This window comes from Neobacillus niacini (assembly GCF_031457145.1).
GTDB classification, from domain to species: Bacteria; Bacillota; Bacilli; order Bacillales; family Cytobacillaceae; genus Neobacillus; species Neobacillus niacini_J.
This window is the reverse complement of sequence record NZ_JAVDVZ010000011.1, coordinates 125,138-141,195: the sequence shown is the minus strand read 5'-3', so window position 1 is coordinate 141,195 and position 16,058 is coordinate 125,138. Positions and strand designations below refer to the sequence as shown.

The following is a 16,058-nucleotide window of genomic DNA, read 5'->3' as shown; positions in this document are numbered from 1 at the left end:
TAAATTGTAAAATAATAATTTTACTATTCTGTTACAATAAAAACTAATATGAAAAAGGGATGGGGATGTTTATGAAGGGGAACAAACATAAGATTTCTTTTTTACTAGTGTTATTGATGATTATTACAACAGCGTGTCAGTCGCCAACATCATCAACTGATGAACAAACAAAAACAGATTCTAAGGAAGTAAAAAACGAATCAGCAAGTGGGAATAATAATGTACTTGATCTATTAATACCAAACTACTATAACGATATTGAAAAGAAGCAATGGGCAAGCGTTGTTGAAAAGTTCAAGGAAATTAATCCTGATATAGATGTAAACATTACAAATGGGGATGTGCAGGTAGAGTCTGGAAAACTTCCTACTCTGTTACAATCAGGAATTGAACCACCGGATGTTATCTTAATGAATGCTGGTCCAGGAAGGGTATCGATTCTATCAGATGTCAATCTAATCCAACCATTAAATGATCTTTACGAGAAGAATAATTGGAAGGATGACATTAGATCATTTGCATATGACCTGATTTCAAAAGGTGATAACATTTATGAGGTTCCACATATGATAGATGCAATTGGAATGTTTTACAACAAAGATATTTTTGAAAAGCATGGTGTTGACGTTCCAACTAATAAAGACGATTTTTTGAAAGCGCTTCAAACACTTAAGGATGAAGGCGTTGCACCCATCACAGTTGGGGCAAGAAATGGGTATGCGATTGGTTGGATCTTTGGTGTCATGATGGAAAGTGTAATGGGTACAGAGAAAGTAGTGGAATTATTCTATGGTGATGGAAAATGGACTGACCCTAATGTAGTTCAAGTTGCTGAAATGATGGCTGATTGGGTTGAAAAGGGCTATATCACGAAAGAATCAGTTACACAGACCCAACCCGATTCAAAGTTTAGATTTTTATCAAAACAAGCTGCAATTGAAGCTACAGGTACTTACCTCATTACGGATTTAGCGGATCAAAAGCTTGAGGACAGTGTAAATATGTTTATGATGCCATCCTTTGTTGATGGAGATGTTGCGCAACCTGTCGGTGGAGTGGGGTTAACATGGGTAGTTCCATCAAAGGCGAAGGACGTAGAATACGCTGAAAAATGGATGGACTTCATTCTATCTGAGGACTATAGCAATATCGTATTAAACCTGCCAGATTATAACTTTATCCCAGCTTCTAAGGCTTCAGAAAGCATTGAACCGGTTGGTGAGGTATTAAAATCTGCAATGAAATCAATTGAAGATGGTTCCGGGTATAATCCGAGTGTGTTTATGGGCGTAGAAGCGAAGGAAGCTTATTACCAAAACTTACAAGGGCTTGTTGGTGGGTTGGTTACACCACAAGAGGCAATGGCCAACATCGAGAAGGGTGCAGAAAAAGACCGAGCGAATGGATTTAGTTTAAAATAATGGATTGCTAATGGGACTTGGTCGTGTGAACAGGTCCCTACGAAGAAGGGAGGTTAGTATATGAATCAATCAACTCCACTACTAGAAATGGATAAAAAAAGTGTATTCGCTGTGAATAGTAAAACAAAGATTAAGATTAAGAAAGCCATAACAATTGCATCCTTTCTTCTGCCAGGATTGATACTATATGCCGTTTTTATGTTATATCCGATGATTGACGCCGTTCGATATAGCTTCTTCGATTGGGATGGAGCAGCTCCTAGCATGAACTTTGTAGGGATCGAAAATTATGTCCAACTTACAAAGGACGATGTTTTCTTAAAATCATTAGGACATAACCTATTGTGGGTGGTACTTAGTCTTACTCTTATGGTGGTTCCTACCTTAGTGTTGGCGGTATTTATCAGTAGGGTTAAAAAAGGGAAAATGTTTTTTCGGGCAGGATTTTATCTGCCAAGTGTTCTTTCCTTAGCAGTTGTTGGGGTTCTTTGGTCGAAAATCTATGATCCAATGATGGGACCCATTAATGTCTTTCTAAAATCAATTGGGTTAGAGAGCTTAGCAAAAAACTGGTTAGGGGAACCGTTATTTGTTATTCCAGCTCTCGTCATTGCAAGTACATGGGCGTTCTATGGATTATATTTAATTCTCTTCCTTGCAGGTCTTCAAAGCATCGACTACAGCTTATATGAAGCTGCAGACATTGATGGTGCAGGACCAATAAGTAAGTTTTGGAATATTACCATCCCAAGTTTGAGAAATACATTAAATGTTGTTATCAGTATGGTTATCATCCACGCACTTAAAGGATTTGCTTTGATTTGGATCATGACACAGGGCGGACCATTCTATATGAGTGAACTTGTATCAACATATGTGTATAAAGCAGCATTCAGTATGAACAAAGTGAGTTATGCAACAGCTGGCAGTGTGGTATTGGGGGTTATTGTAATCGCATTCACGATTGGCTTTAACTATTATCGAGAAAGGACTGAATAGAAATGATTACGCGATTGAAACAGCTAAAAGGGTCCCAGCTAACACTCTGGATTACATTGTCAGTTTTGTTGTTATTCATTACGTCTCCTATCTTTTACGCAGTATTAGCTAGTTTTAAATCGAATATGGAGATTTTTAGTTCTCCTTTCTCATTACCTAAATCATGGAATTTCGATAATTATATCGGTGCTTGGAATTTAGGTAACTTTAAAACTTACTTTTTAAATAGTGCATTTATCACAATTGGCGGCATGGTGCTCGTTGCATTAGTTGCAGCACCAGCAGGCTATGCTTTTGCACAGCTTTCTTTTAAAGGAAACAATTTAATCTTCTATTTAGTCTTATTGGGTATGGCACTGCCGGTTCAGGCAATTATTATTCCAATCTTCTTCCAGCTTAAGTCTTTGGGGATGGTAGACACTTTAACTGGCGTAACATTAGTATCTGTCGGACTTGCACTTCCGTTTTCAATTTTCCTTATGAGGAATACCTTTCGGGATGTTCCTAAGGAACTGCGGGAATCTGCTGCAATTGACGGTGCTGGGGAATGGAGAACGTACTGGTCGATTATGTTACCTTTAGCAAAACCTGGTCTAGTTGCACTCCTTATCTTTACTTTTATGAATATTTGGAATGACTTCTTACTTCCACTTGTCCTATTAATATCTAAAGAAAAATTTACGATTTCATTAGGTCTTTATTCTTTCCAAGGAGAACAATCAACTAACTTTGGATTAATCTTTGGAGGCACCGTTATTAGCATGATCCCAAGTATTATTGTGTATCTGATCTTCCAACGTTCCTTTGTTGAGGGAATGGCAAGTGGAGCAAATAAATAATATTTGTAGATTCATATAAAAAATGAAAACAAAAGGAGAGATTTTTAATGGCTACAATTACAGACTTAAATGAGGAAAAATACTTATTACAAAATGACTGGGGTTCCATCCAATGGTTATGCGGACAGGAAATCGATCCGGAAGCTGAAATGACATTTGGAATGGTTTATATCAATGCAGGTGTGTCGAACCCGCGACATGTACACCCGAATTGTGAAGAAGTTATTTTTGTACTTTCTGGAGAGTGTGATCATTCTTTAGGCGATGAAACCTATCATCTTAAACCAGGAATGATGTTGCGCATCCCAAGAAATGTCCCCCACAATGCAACAGTTACTAGCTGGGAACCATGTAGAATGATGATCGCGTATTCTGCGCCTGACAGACAAACAATTGGTGAGTAGACCGACGAAAAATTCAAGTCAAAAAAGGAGACCGGACAATGGAACCAATTAAATTTAACTATGAGTATAGTAACAAACTTCGCATAGGCTTTATCGGCTGTGGTGCACATGCCTATCGAAATGTATATCCTACGTTTGATTATGCACCAATCGATCTTGTAGCTGTTTGCGATTTAAATCAAGAAAGAGCAGATCTTTACAAGAACCGTTTTGGAGCAAAAAGTGCATATACAGATTATATGGAGATGATCAAAAAAGAGGACCTCGACGCAATATTCATTGTTCTAAATTTTGATAAAAACGGTCATCCAATTTATCCGAAAATTGTTCCAGATATCCTTAAAGCAGGGCTCCCAGTTTGGATGGAAAAACCACTTGCTTACACGACGAAGGAAGCCGAAGAATTACAAGAACTTGAAGCTAAGACAGGACAAACTGTACTTGTTTCGAATAAACGCTATTTCTATCCGACTTTTGTAAAAGCAAAACAAATCTTAGAATCTAGCAGTTTTGGAGAAGCAGCCTCAGTAACTGGCAGATATCCATTAACATTAACTCCGTTTGATGAGAAGCTAGGAGAAAGAACGGGATTACATTGGTTCTTAGACATTTGTCACCCAATGTCAGGGATACATTACCTTATGGGTGATGTGAAAGAAATGATGTTCATAGAACATCAACCAAGTGGAAATGTTCAAACTCTATTAAAATTCAAGTCTGGCGCAATTGGTAATTTAGAGCTGCCTTCAACGCAAGCAGACACAAGTCCATTAGAACGTTATGAAGTAATTGGAAACAAAGAAAATGTTGTCATAGATAATGCAATCCGCCTTGCTTATTACAGAGGGTCAAAGGGCAGTGGAGAATACGGAAAGGCTCCCCATTACATAGGGGATAATCCGTTAGAGGGTCCGGTTCATTGGGAGCCAGAATTTTCCCTAGGGCAGCTTTATAACAAGAACCTATTCTTACAAGGAATGGTTCAAAGTGTAAATCATTTTGCCCATGCTGTATTGAATGATAGAAAAGTAGAACGTGCTACATTAAGCGACGCTGTTCATTTAACAAAGATCTTTGATGCTTACAAGAATAATCGTTCTGGTAACTGGATCACAATTGAGTAGACGGGGGGAAATAAGATGAAATTTAGCATTTTCACAGATATGTTAGGAACGGAATCTTTTCAAGAGTCATTGGAGTATGCAAAAAGCTTAGGTTTTACGAATATTGACTTAAGAGGAAAAATAGACGGATCTACAATTGACGATATCACTCCAGAAAAAGCGCGAGCAATAAGTGAACTCATCCAAGAGAAAGGTCTACAGGTAAGCAGCCTTAGCTCTTGGGCAGTTAACTCTTGTACGTTCTCTGGACCGCCTAAATATGATAATCATGATGAAGAGCACCATAAGCAAATGGGAGAGGTGCTTAATCGTTTATTTGACTTAGCTGATATTTTTTCTACTAACTTTATTCGTATTTATTCCCTTTACCGTCAAGAGGATTTCAATCTTCTTTCCGATGAAGAGAAAGATACGCAATATCGTCAAAATGCAAACGTGATGTTACGACATGCAGAACAAGCAAAATCTAGAGATAAAATTCTCTTAGTAGAAAACGAACCGCCAACATTAACGAACAGTTGTAAAGAACTCGGAATTATTATGAAATATACGAACCATCCGAATTTAAAGGTCAACTGGGACGTATTGAATGGTTGGAGAGCAGGGGAATATCCTACTGTTGAGACTTATGGGCATATAAAAGGTCATGTATATCAAACACATTTAAAGGGTGCATACCGATTATCAAATTCCATTACGGTAGATAATCCTACTGGTACTTTCGGTAATTTTGCCATCGCAGGAAAAGATGATTATGACCATGGTCCAGTAATGAAGGCCATTGCCGAATATGATCCACAAGCCATCTTAACCATTGACACTCATTATCCGTCATTCTATGTACAAGACCGAATTGGTGAGGTGGAAGTTGTACGACAAACAAAGGAATTTTTCGAAGGAATCGTAGCGAAGGAGGGTGCACATGAGTAAGAAAATTGTTTTAGTAGGTTCATTGGATACGAAGGAAAAAGAGTTTCTGTATGTCAAAGGAATTATTGAAGAAAATGGACTTGAAACAATTTTAGTTAATACTGCTGTTTATCCTTCCTTTACTGAAGGAGATGTTTCTAATGAGGAAGTCGCGAAAGCTGGCGGCTCCTCATTGGAGGAGTTAAGAGAGAAAAATGACCGTGGTACTGCTGTTACAGTTATGGCGAATGGTGCAAGAAATGTAATAAATAGATTAGTAGAAGAAGGTAAGGTTGGAGCTGTGTTCGGAATGGGCGGAACTGCTGGAACTACTGTAGGCGCTACAGCAATGAAGGATGTTCCAATTGGAATTCCAAAGTTATTAGTTTCTACCGTAGCTTCTGGAAACACCAGACCTTATGTGGGTGAAAAGGATGTAATGATGCTGTATTCTATTGTGGATATTGCAGGTATTAATCGTCTTTCTTCACTGATCCTAAAGAACGCAGCCAATGCACTTAGTGGAATGGTTAAAGGAAATAGAATTAGTATAGAAGTGGAAGAAAAGCCAATGATTGGTGCAACCATGTTCGGGGTCACGACACCATGTGTGAATCAAACAAGAGAAATCCTAGAGCAAAGTGGATATGATGTTCTCGTATTCCATGCCACTGGAGCTGGTGGAGACTCAATGGAAGCTCTGATAAAGGAAGGTTTCATTAAAGGAGTTGTAGATATTACAACAACTGAATTAGCAGACGGACTTGTAGGTGGAATCTTCAAATCCGGTGAATCCCGCCTTGAAGCAGCCGGTCTAGTTGGTATTCCACAGGTAGTTTCAGTCGGAGCGTTAGACATGGTAAACTTCGGTCCTCCAGAAACAGTTCCTGAGCAATTTAAAGATCGTAAATTCTATCAGCATAATTCAACAACTACCCTAATGAGAACAACTGTAGAAGAAAATCGTAAACTGGGTGAAATCATCGCTCAAAAATTAAATAAAAGTACATCTCCAGTTGTACTTGTGCTACCTAAAGGTGGCATATCTTTATTAGACCGTGCTGGGCAGCCATTTGACGGTCCAGAAGAACGTGATGCGTTATACTACGCAATTAAGGAAAATATACAAGAACATGTTACTTTAATTGAAGTAGAAGAAGATATCAATGACCCGAGTGTTTCTAAGCTTATTGCTTCAAAATTATTGGAACAAATGGCTGCAAAAAAAGGAGATGCGACACATGTCTAAATCGAGAGCGGAAGTTATTCAAAAATTAAAACAAAAAATTCAAAATAATGAGGTTATTATTGGTGGAGGAGCAGGTACTGGTCTTTCAGCAAAAAGTGCAGAAGCAGGTGGCATTGATTTAATTATCATTTATAACTCAGGTCGATATCGTATGGCTGGTCGTGGGTCATTAGCTGGATTAATGCCATATGGCGATGCTAACCAAATTGTTGTGGAAATGGGCAATGAAGTTTTAACAATTGTTGAAGACACACCTGTATTAGCTGGAGTTTGTGGTACAGACCCATTCCGAAATATGGATGTATTCCTAAAGCAGCTCAAGGAACAAGGCTTTACTGGAGTTCAAAACTTCCCTACAGTTGGACTTATCGATGGCCAATTCCGTCAAAATCTTGAAGAAACAGGAATGGGTTATGACCTAGAGGTTGATATGATCCGCAAAGCTCATAATATAGGGCTCGTCACTTCCCCTTATGTTTTTAATGAAGAAGATGCGATTAAAATGGCAAAAGCAGGAGCAGACATTTTAGTTGCTCATGTCGGTCTTACTACCAAAGGTGCAATTGGTGCACATACAGCAATGGATATTGATGATGCAGTTGAATTAGTTCAAAAGATTCACGATGCTGGGAAATCAGTTAATCCAGATATTATTGTATTGTGTCATGGCGGACCAATCTCTGAACCTGAAGATGCAGAATATGTACTAAGGAGAACAAACGGAGTTTCTGGATTCTTCGGAGCTTCAAGTATTGAAAGATTACCAACGGAACAAGCCATTTCTGGTCAGGTAAAACAATTCAAGAATATTAATCTAAGTTCAAAGGTTCAAGCGTAAGTGAATAACTAAAAGTACGATTTAACTCGTCTCTATTATCCTAACCAAAGACCACTGTAATCTCGTATTTTTGTGCGTAATTGCAGTGGTCTTTTTATGGGAAAATTGGTGAATCAGGAAGATTTTATTGGAATGGGGATTAATGAATGAGGCAGAACTATCTATACTTATTATTAATAGCCATGATGGCCATTTGGGGTTTTAACGTAATTGCTGTAAAAATCGTCGTCTCTGAATTTCCACCGGTTACAATCACAGCATTTCGCGTTTTTATTGCGTTTCTTGCACTAGCACCATTCATTTTCTATAAAAAATTGTATCGTAAATTAACAAGGAAAGAATGGTATTACGTAATTGGTATTTCCACTTTTGGTATATTTGGTTTTCAATACTTTATGTCTGTTGGATTGAATTATACAACTGCAACAAATGCCGGAATTATTCTAGGAGCATCGCCTATTGCAACCGCAATTGCAGCAGCGATTTTTCTCAAAGATAAATTAAACATCCAAAGAGGAATGGGCTTTGTATTAGGTTTTATCGGGGTTACCGTTATTATTTTGGCAGGAAGCAATGAAGGCTTTTCGATTTCAATGGGTGATTTGTATCTGTGCATCGCAGTAATTGTTCAGACGATTAGTTTTGTCTGGATTAAGAAGGCTTCAGAAACATTGAATACTACTTATATGACTGGAATGACCCTATTAATAGGTTCATTTATTATATTGATTATTGGTTTAATCACTGAACCTAACGGTATCTCTCAAATTCCAGGGGGAAGTGGTGTTGCTTGGGGATTATTAATTTTCTCTGGTTTTGTTGCCACTGGATTAGGCTACTTAATTGTCAATTCTGCTATCCAACAGATTGGAGCTGGAAATTCCGCAATCTTCCTAAATCTTTCTCCATTTTTCTCAGTGATTTCTGCCTATTTTGTTTTACATGAAATTATTTATATCTCCCACTGGGCTGGATTTGGTTTAATCGTAATCGGTGTACTACTAGGGGCTGGAATCGGGCAAGTCAAACCAAACAAAGATAGTACAGTAGGAACCACCATAAAGGCATAGGATCTTGTTGGTATTTGACAGCGAACCTGGTAAAGACAATCCACCTCGGAGAATTACCCTTGGCATTAGAGGATCTCCTTGGTGGTTTCTTTATTGGATTAGGTAAACTCAGACCACTAAAGGAGGAAATATAAATGGGAAATACACTTCATCCAGGACCACAAAAAAAAGCAAAATTACCCGCTCCGGAACATTGGGTAAGTCCAATCCCTTTCGGACTAGGAAAAATAAAGCCAAAACATATTCGAGATACGATGAAAATCGCTTGGGATAATCGAGATAATTTAGGCTATGCAGCCAATATTATTACAAAAGGTGTTTGTGACGGCTGTGCGCTAGGTGTATCTGGTTTATATGATCAGACATTGGAAGGAATGCATGTTTGTACGACACGTATGAATGTACTTAGGTTAAATACAATGCCTGCCATTAAGCCGGATATTCTTCATGCTGATATTGATGAATTAAGAAAATATGATAGCACTGAACTTCGTAAGCTCGGTCGTATTCCCTATCCGTTGATTCGCAGAAAAGGAGAACGGAATTTTTCACGTATTACTTGGGATGAAGCGATGGATTTCATAGCAGACAAAATGAAAAAGTTGAATCCAAAGCAATATTCGTTTTATTTAACGGCTCGTGGAATTACCAATGAAAGCTATTATGCGGCCGCAAAGGTAGCACGTTTTCTTGGGACCAATCATATCGATAACGCTTCTCGTATTTGTCATGCTCCAAGTAAGACGGCTTTAAAACGTTCGATTGGTGTAGGAGCTTCCACCTCTAATTATTTGGATTGGATCGGAACCGATGTCTTATTGTTTTGGGGGAGTGTCGCTTCAAACTCTTCACCTGTATCTTCAAAGTACATGCTTGAAGCAAAGAAGAAAGGGACGAAAATCATCGTAGTAAACCCATACCGTGAGCCGGCCATGGATAAATATTGGATTCCCTCAAATCCTGAGTCTGCATTATTCGGAACGAAAATTGCCGATGATTTCTATCAGGTCAATATCGGCGGAGATATTGCTTTTATGCATGGAATAATGAAGCATTGGTTTAATATGGAAGAAAAAGCATATGGTTCAGCAATCAACCATGAGTTTGTTCAAGAACATGTTAACGGTTATGAAGAACTGAAGAGGAATGTCCAGGAGCAAGGCTGGGACGAAATTATTGAATCTTCAGGTGTTTCAAAAGCAAGGATTATTCAATTAGCTGAAGCTTTAGCAAACAGTAAAAACGCTGTCTATGCTTGGGCACTTGGACTAACGATGCACTCCTTTGCAACAGACAACATCTCACAAGTGGCAAATCTGGCACTGCTTCGTGGCCACCTAGGACGTAAACACGCAGGCCTTATGCCATTCCGTGGACACTCCAGTGTTCAGGGGAGCGGCGAAATGGGAGCAGATCCATTCGTGCTGCCTGGTGGCGGCTGGGATGGCAAGAATGTGGAAAGGATAGAAAAACTTTGGGGATTTGAGCTTCCAAAATGGCAGGGGGATATCGTTGGTGTAACCTTGGAAAACATTGTGCTTCCAGAAGACCATGAACGGAAGGTAAGGCTTTATTATTTATCTGGTGGTAACTTTTTAGAGACAATGCCAGACCCTGACTTCATTGAATATGCCTTATCAGAGCTTGATGTTCGTGTCCACCAAGATATTATTCTAAATACCTCCACATTAGTCGATGCTAAAGAAGCGGTTATCGTACTCCCAGCGAAAACACGTTATGAACAAGAGGATGGAGGGACCAGCACATCCACTGAAAGGATGGTCTACTACTCGCCTGAAATACCTGGTAACAAAAACAATATCGAAGAAGCGCGTGCTGAATGGAAGGTATACATTGACCTTGCAAAGCGTGTAAAACCAAAGACAGCTCACTTGGTTGATTTTGCCGATGGATTTGCGATTCGAGCAGAGATTGCGAAAGCAAACCCTGAATACGATGGAATCCAACACTTGAAAAATCAAGGGGATGTATTCCAGTGGGGTGGTGCCTGGTTATGTGAAGATGGAATTTGTCCAACGCCAGACGGCAGAGCAACCTTGATTCCAGTAGAAATTCCCGATCTTAATAAAAAGCCAGAACAGTTAATCATTACATCCCGTCGGGGCAAACAATTTAATTCGATGGTTTATAAAGATGTTGATCCATTAAATGGAGCTGGCCGCTATGATGTATTAATGAGTCCTGTTGATGGACAAAAATTAAGCATTGGTGAGGGAGAAGGAATCGTTGTATACAACGGTTTTGGTGTCTTCCAAGGTAATGCAAAGTTCGTTGATATTGCACCTGGAAATCTAGAAGTACACTTTCCTGAAGGTAACTTCTTGCTGCCGCGGGGCAGGTACGAGAAGTTTGCTGGTATCCCAGATTACAATATTACGGTAAATGTTGAAAAAGCCGAGCGGTATAACGCTCGTAAAGACAGTCAATATGTAGAAAAGCCAATTGCAGATCTTGAAACCGAAGTTGGTTAAAAGGAAAAGATTTGGAGAGGGGGGACACGATTGTTAAAGAAAATTACAACTTCTCAAAACATTGTCAGATATAATGGACAAAGCTTTTTTGAAGAAGAGGATGACATTGCAGTTGAAACGGCATTAACGATTATTTTAGATGGTAAGGAGTTTGCCACCATGGTTTGTACTCCATCTGAATGGAACGAATTAGTGGTCGGTTTCCTTGCATCCGAGGGTGTTATTCGCTTGTATCAAGACATCGAATCCCTCCACATCGATGAAGATAAGGGATTCGCATATGTTGAACTTGTGAATAAACACTGTAATCAAAAGGATTTCCACTCAAAGCGATTTATTGGTTCTTGCTGCGGAAAAAGCCGGCAATTTTACTTTCATAATGATATGAAGACCGCAAAGACGGTGATGACGAAATTGACAGTTACACCGGAACAATGTAAAGACCTGATGAAGCAGCTGCAGGAGAGTTCCTCACATTTCCAACAAACTGGTGGTGTTCATAATGCTGCATTATGCACCAGTGATGGAATCATTTTATCTAGAACTGATATCGGCCGGCATAATGCGCTAGACAAACTATTTGGTTATTGTATAATCAATCGAATTTCTATTAAGGATAAAATTATTGCCTTCAGTGGTAGAATTTCTTCAGAGGTTTTACTTAAGGCAGCTAAGATTGGTGTCGGAATTATTCTTTCTAAATCTGCTCCTACCAATCTAGCCTTAGATTTGGCAGAGGAACTTGGCATTACGGCAGTTGGTTTTATACGGGGAAACGGATTCAATATATATACCCATCAGCAACGGATTCAAGGGATTGAATATAATCAGAGGTCTTCTGTGCAACTCTTCAAGAAACTACCACAAAAATTATGATAGATGGTTGCTTTCTCAGAATGAGAGGTAGTAGACATACCTGGAATTTCATTTTCATTCAATAATTATTCAATTATCCATAGTCATACAGACCTCTATATCTTATTAGGGGTCTTTTTGTTGTCTTTATTATATGTTGACAAGGAGTAACTAGAAATGAATGTATTTGATAGAAACCATTATGGTTTCTTCATAATAGGAAACACATAAGTCTAAGAAAGGCTATCTATAAAAATAATTAAATAGGAATATAGCAATGAGGATTTACTATTTATTAAATATTGAAACTTTTTTGTAATATAGCCGTAATAAACATATAGCCTTATAGAAAGAAGGGGGAGACCGAATGGATAATTTAAAAAAGATATATAAAACCGTTGGACTTATTTTTTTAGCAGCAATCCTCGTTATTGTTGGTTTTACCACTTGGTATACGGTCGATGAAAGTGAGCAAGCCGTTATTATTACCTTTGGTAAGGTTGAAGAAGGGGTAACCGAACCTGGGTTACATTTTAAGTTGCCATGGCCAATTCAATCCGTGGAAACGCTATCGAAGGAAACTTTTAGTCTGCAATTTGGTTATGAAGAGAAAGATGGAAAAGTAAAAGAGTTCCCAGAGGAAACGAAAATGATTACTGGTGATGAAAATATCGTTTTAGCGGACTTAGTCGTCCAATGGAAAATAACCGAGCCAGCCAAATATTTATTTAATGCTGAGAAGCCAGAAGAAATATTGTATAATGCTACCTCTGCTTCTTTAAGAAGTATTATCGGCAGTTCGAAAATTGATGACGCTTTAACCTCTGGAAAGGCTGAGATCGAGGCGGAGGTCCGGGATTTGTTATCTACATTGGTAGAAAAATACGATATCGGGATTTCGATCCTTGCGGTCAAGCTTCAGGATGTGGAACTGCCCAATGATGAGGTGAGAAAGGCATTTACAAATGTAACAGATGCCCGTGAAACGATGAATACAAAAATTAATGAAGCAGGGAAATATCGAAACAAACGGACCAATGAAGGCAAAGGGGAAGTGGCTGCCATAGATTCAGCAGCCCTAGGTGATAAAGTAGCAAGGATTGAAACGGCAAGAGGGGATGTTGCCGTATTCAATAAGCTGTATGAAGAATATCGTACGAATCAAGACATTACTCGGGAGCGGCTAATTTTGGAAACGCTTGAACAGGTTCTTCCCAATGCTGAAATCTATATTATGAACGATGATGGAAATACGTTAAAATATTTCCCAATCCGACCTTTGGAAAACGAACAGCCAAAGACAAAAGCGGAAGGAAGTGAAAAAAATGAGCAATGATAATGTGGTTAACATGGATGGCCGTGGAAGAAAAGGATTCAACTGGAGAAACTACACAAAAATAGGAATCTTTATTGTAATCGTAATTGTCCTGTTAGGATTATTCCTTTTAAACCTCATTGTGGTTAAAGAAGGAGAATATAAAGTTATTCGTCAGTTTGGTGAAGTGGTTCGGATTGTGAAAACTCCAGGTCTAACCTATAAAGTTCCGTTCATTCAAAGTGTCACGACTCTACCAAAATATCAAATGACGTATGATGTTACCGAAGCTGAGATTAACACCAAGGATAAGAAACGGATGCTCATCGATAACTATGCAATTTGGAGAATTGAAGATCCGAAAAAGATGATTTCCAATGCTAGAACCGTTGAAAAAGCGGAATCCCGAATGGAGGAATTTATTTACTCCGTGGTTCGTTCAGAGCTTGGGCAGTTAAACTATGATGAAATCATTAATGATGAAAAATCTTCACGTGGTTCTTTAAATGATCGGATTACTGAAAAGGTGAATGATCTTCTTGGGAAAGACAATTATGGGATTGTGGTTACCGACGTAAGGATGAAGCGTACTGATCTTCCTGCAGAGAATGAACAGTCCGTATTCACAAGAATGATTTCTGAACGGGAATCTAAAGCACAGGAGTATTTGTCAATGGGTGATGCAGAAAAGAACAGAATTGAGGCTGATACGGATCGCGAAGTGCAGGAATTGCTATCAAAAGCGAAAGCTGAAGCTGAAGCCATTCGTGCTGAAGGGGAAGCTGAAGCGGCAAGAATCTATAATCAAGCGTTCTCAAAAGATCCGACCTTTTATTCTATGTTCCGTACTTTAGAATCTTACAAAAAGACAATTAATGATGAGACGGTTATCGTCCTTCCATCTGACTCCCCTTATGCACGTTTGTTAATGGGATATACAGATTAATCATTTAAACCAGGAATATATATAAATGGTAATGCCCTGCTATTTGCTTCTGTAAAGCAGGGCTTCTCCTGTATAGTAAGAAAAGGAGCTTTTGGGCGTAATCGTTTATAGTATGGACACTACAAGAAGGGAGCGAAAAGGAGTGAATCGAATACGGATCGTTGCCATTTTAATATTGATATTTGGCTTTATGCTTATGCTGCTCCCAGTGGACAGTTCCGCGAAAGGGGAAGTTGTCTATGTTGTACCGATTGAAAAAACAGTTGAAAAGGGATTGTACGCCTTTTTGAAAAGAGCCGTTGAAACCGCTGAGAATGAAAATGCGGGCGTTATTATTTTTGAAATTAATACCCCTGGAGGAGCAGTTGATGCTGCTGCAGATATTGGCAAGCTGCTTACTTCCACGAATATCAAGACAGTAGCTTTTATTAATAACCGAGCGTTATCCGCTGGTGCCTATATTTCATTAAATATGGATGAAATCTATATGGTGAAAGGAGCAACGATGGGAGCGGCTGCTATCATTGATCAGAACGGCAATACAGCTGGAAAGAAAGCGGAATCCTATTGGTTTGCCGAAATGAAAAACGCGGCAATGCATGCGGACCGGGATCCAATTTATGCCCTGGCGATGGCCGATGAAAATGTTGATTTACCAGAGTACGGAGCCGAAAAAGGAAAATTATTAACATTAACCTCCGAACAGGCTGTAGAGGTTAAATACGCTGAAGGAATTGTTAACAATCTTGATGAGCTGCTTGAAACACTCGGATATACCGAAGCGGATGTACGACCACTTGAACTAAGCATGCCAGAAAAAATTGCCCGCTTTATCACAAATCCATTTGTGTATTCGATTTTACTAACGATTGGCATCGTTGGTCTCGTATTGGAATTATTCTCGCCAGGTTTCGGTGTTTTCGGGTTTACTGGAATTTCGGCATTGCTGCTGTTTTTTTATGGACATCTCGTCGCGGGACTTACGGGATATGAAACTCTCGTTCTATTTATTATCGGGATCGCCCTTATATTATTAGAGTTTTTTATATCGGGTGGTATTGCAGGGTTCGTCGGTTTTGTGGCAATTATTGCAAGTTTATTCTTGGCAGCAGATAACGCGGTTCATATGGGAATATCCCTGCTTATAGCAATTGTCGTTTCCATCTTGATATCCATTTTACTGATTAAGGTTTTTGGTAAAAAAATGCAACTGTTTAAAAAGCTCATTTTAACCGATTCCACGAACAGAGAAAGCGGTTATATCGCTAATAAAAGCCGTTTAGAATTAATCGGACTGGTTGGGCATACGTTAACTATGCTGCGTCCATCTGGTACCATCGTCATTGAAGACGAAAGGCTGGACGCTGTAAGTGAAGGTGGTTTTATTGGTAAAGGATCCAAAGTAAGAGTGATGAGGGCAGAAGGGGCCCGAATTATTGTAAGAGAAATACCAAAATTGGATAAGGAAAGATAGGAGGAGAGAGATAAGAATATTATTTATTAATAAGGCTGTGTTTATAGATACTGTTGATTGGAGCGAAAGGAGCTCGACTCCTACGGGATGAACGAGCTGAGTGAGACCCCGCAGGTCGGAACG

The 16,058-nt window shown here is 39.0% G+C and carries 14 protein-coding genes; all 14 read left to right on the top strand.

All coding sequences use genetic code 11. The annotated features are described in order from the left end of the window. Positions 1 to 71 precede the first annotated feature (71 nt). The 14 genes from J2Y03_RS21740 to J2Y03_RS21675 all read left to right on the top strand — a co-directional run bounded on the left by J2Y03_RS21740 (position 72) and on the right by J2Y03_RS21675 (position 15,935). A complete protein-coding gene (locus J2Y03_RS21740; RefSeq protein WP_310198206.1) occupies positions 72 to 1,421 on the top strand; it encodes an ABC transporter substrate-binding protein in 1,350 nt (449 codons plus the stop codon). A gap of 60 nt (positions 1,422 to 1,481) precedes the next feature. Next, the gene (locus J2Y03_RS21735; RefSeq protein WP_310198204.1) at positions 1,482 to 2,420 is read left to right on the top strand and encodes a carbohydrate ABC transporter permease; all 939 of its coding nucleotides are present in this window, start codon (positions 1,482 to 1,484) and stop codon (positions 2,418 to 2,420) included. Positions 2,421 to 2,434: 14 nt separating this feature from the next. Next, positions 2,435 to 3,259, top strand: coding sequence for a carbohydrate ABC transporter permease (locus tag J2Y03_RS21730; protein WP_310198201.1), 825 nt, complete (start codon positions 2,435 to 2,437; stop codon positions 3,257 to 3,259). Positions 3,260 to 3,306: 47 nt separating this feature from the next. Further along, entirely contained in the window at positions 3,307 to 3,663 is a 357-nt protein-coding gene (locus tag J2Y03_RS21725; RefSeq protein WP_310198199.1) for a cupin domain-containing protein, read from the top strand. 38 nt (positions 3,664 to 3,701) lie between these two features. Next, the gene (locus J2Y03_RS21720; protein ID WP_310198196.1) at positions 3,702 to 4,787 is read left to right on the top strand and encodes a Gfo/Idh/MocA family protein; all 1,086 of its coding nucleotides are present in this window, start codon (positions 3,702 to 3,704) and stop codon (positions 4,785 to 4,787) included. A 15-nt stretch (positions 4,788 to 4,802) separates the two neighbouring features. Beyond that, on the top strand, positions 4,803 to 5,717 hold the full coding sequence (locus J2Y03_RS21715; RefSeq protein WP_310198193.1) for a sugar phosphate isomerase/epimerase family protein: 915 nt from the start codon (positions 4,803 to 4,805) through the stop codon (positions 5,715 to 5,717). Then, complete coding sequence (locus tag J2Y03_RS21710; protein WP_310198190.1) at positions 5,710 to 6,945, top strand: Tm-1-like ATP-binding domain-containing protein; 1,236 nt, start codon at positions 5,710 to 5,712, stop codon at positions 6,943 to 6,945. Before J2Y03_RS21715 ends, J2Y03_RS21710 begins: the two co-directional genes overlap by 8 nt. Further along, positions 6,938 to 7,783 carry a phosphoenolpyruvate hydrolase family protein gene (locus tag J2Y03_RS21705; RefSeq protein WP_310198187.1) on the top strand — a complete coding sequence of 282 codons (846 nt, stop codon included), beginning with the start codon at positions 6,938 to 6,940 and terminating at the stop codon, positions 7,781 to 7,783. The genes J2Y03_RS21710 and J2Y03_RS21705 overlap by 8 nt, the downstream gene beginning before the upstream one ends. A 146-nt stretch (positions 7,784 to 7,929) precedes the next feature. Then, a complete protein-coding gene (locus J2Y03_RS21700) occupies positions 7,930 to 8,853 on the top strand; it encodes a DMT family transporter (RefSeq protein ID WP_310198183.1) in 924 nt (307 codons plus the stop codon). Between the two features lie 134 nt (positions 8,854 to 8,987). Further along, a complete protein-coding gene (locus J2Y03_RS21695; protein WP_310198180.1) occupies positions 8,988 to 11,345 on the top strand; it encodes an FdhF/YdeP family oxidoreductase in 2,358 nt (785 codons plus the stop codon). 30 nt (positions 11,346 to 11,375) lie between these two features. Continuing rightward, positions 11,376 to 12,221 (top strand): formate dehydrogenase accessory sulfurtransferase FdhD, encoded by an 846-nt coding sequence (gene fdhD / locus J2Y03_RS21690; RefSeq protein WP_310198177.1) that lies wholly within the window; start codon positions 11,376 to 11,378, stop codon positions 12,219 to 12,221. 346 nt (positions 12,222 to 12,567) lie between these two features. Continuing rightward, a complete protein-coding gene (gene hflK, locus J2Y03_RS21685) occupies positions 12,568 to 13,536 on the top strand; it encodes an FtsH protease activity modulator HflK (RefSeq protein ID WP_310198174.1) in 969 nt (322 codons plus the stop codon). Then, positions 13,526 to 14,461 carry a protease modulator HflC gene (gene hflC / locus J2Y03_RS21680; protein ID WP_310198172.1) on the top strand — a complete coding sequence of 312 codons (936 nt, stop codon included), beginning with the start codon at positions 13,526 to 13,528 and terminating at the stop codon, positions 14,459 to 14,461. Before hflK ends, hflC begins: the two co-directional genes overlap by 11 nt. A 190-nt stretch (positions 14,462 to 14,651) precedes the next feature. Further along, positions 14,652 to 15,935: a nodulation protein NfeD gene (locus J2Y03_RS21675; RefSeq protein WP_396954244.1), complete on the top strand. Its 1,284-nt coding sequence runs from the start codon at positions 14,652 to 14,654 to the stop codon at positions 15,933 to 15,935. Positions 15,936 to 16,058 lie beyond the last annotated feature (123 nt).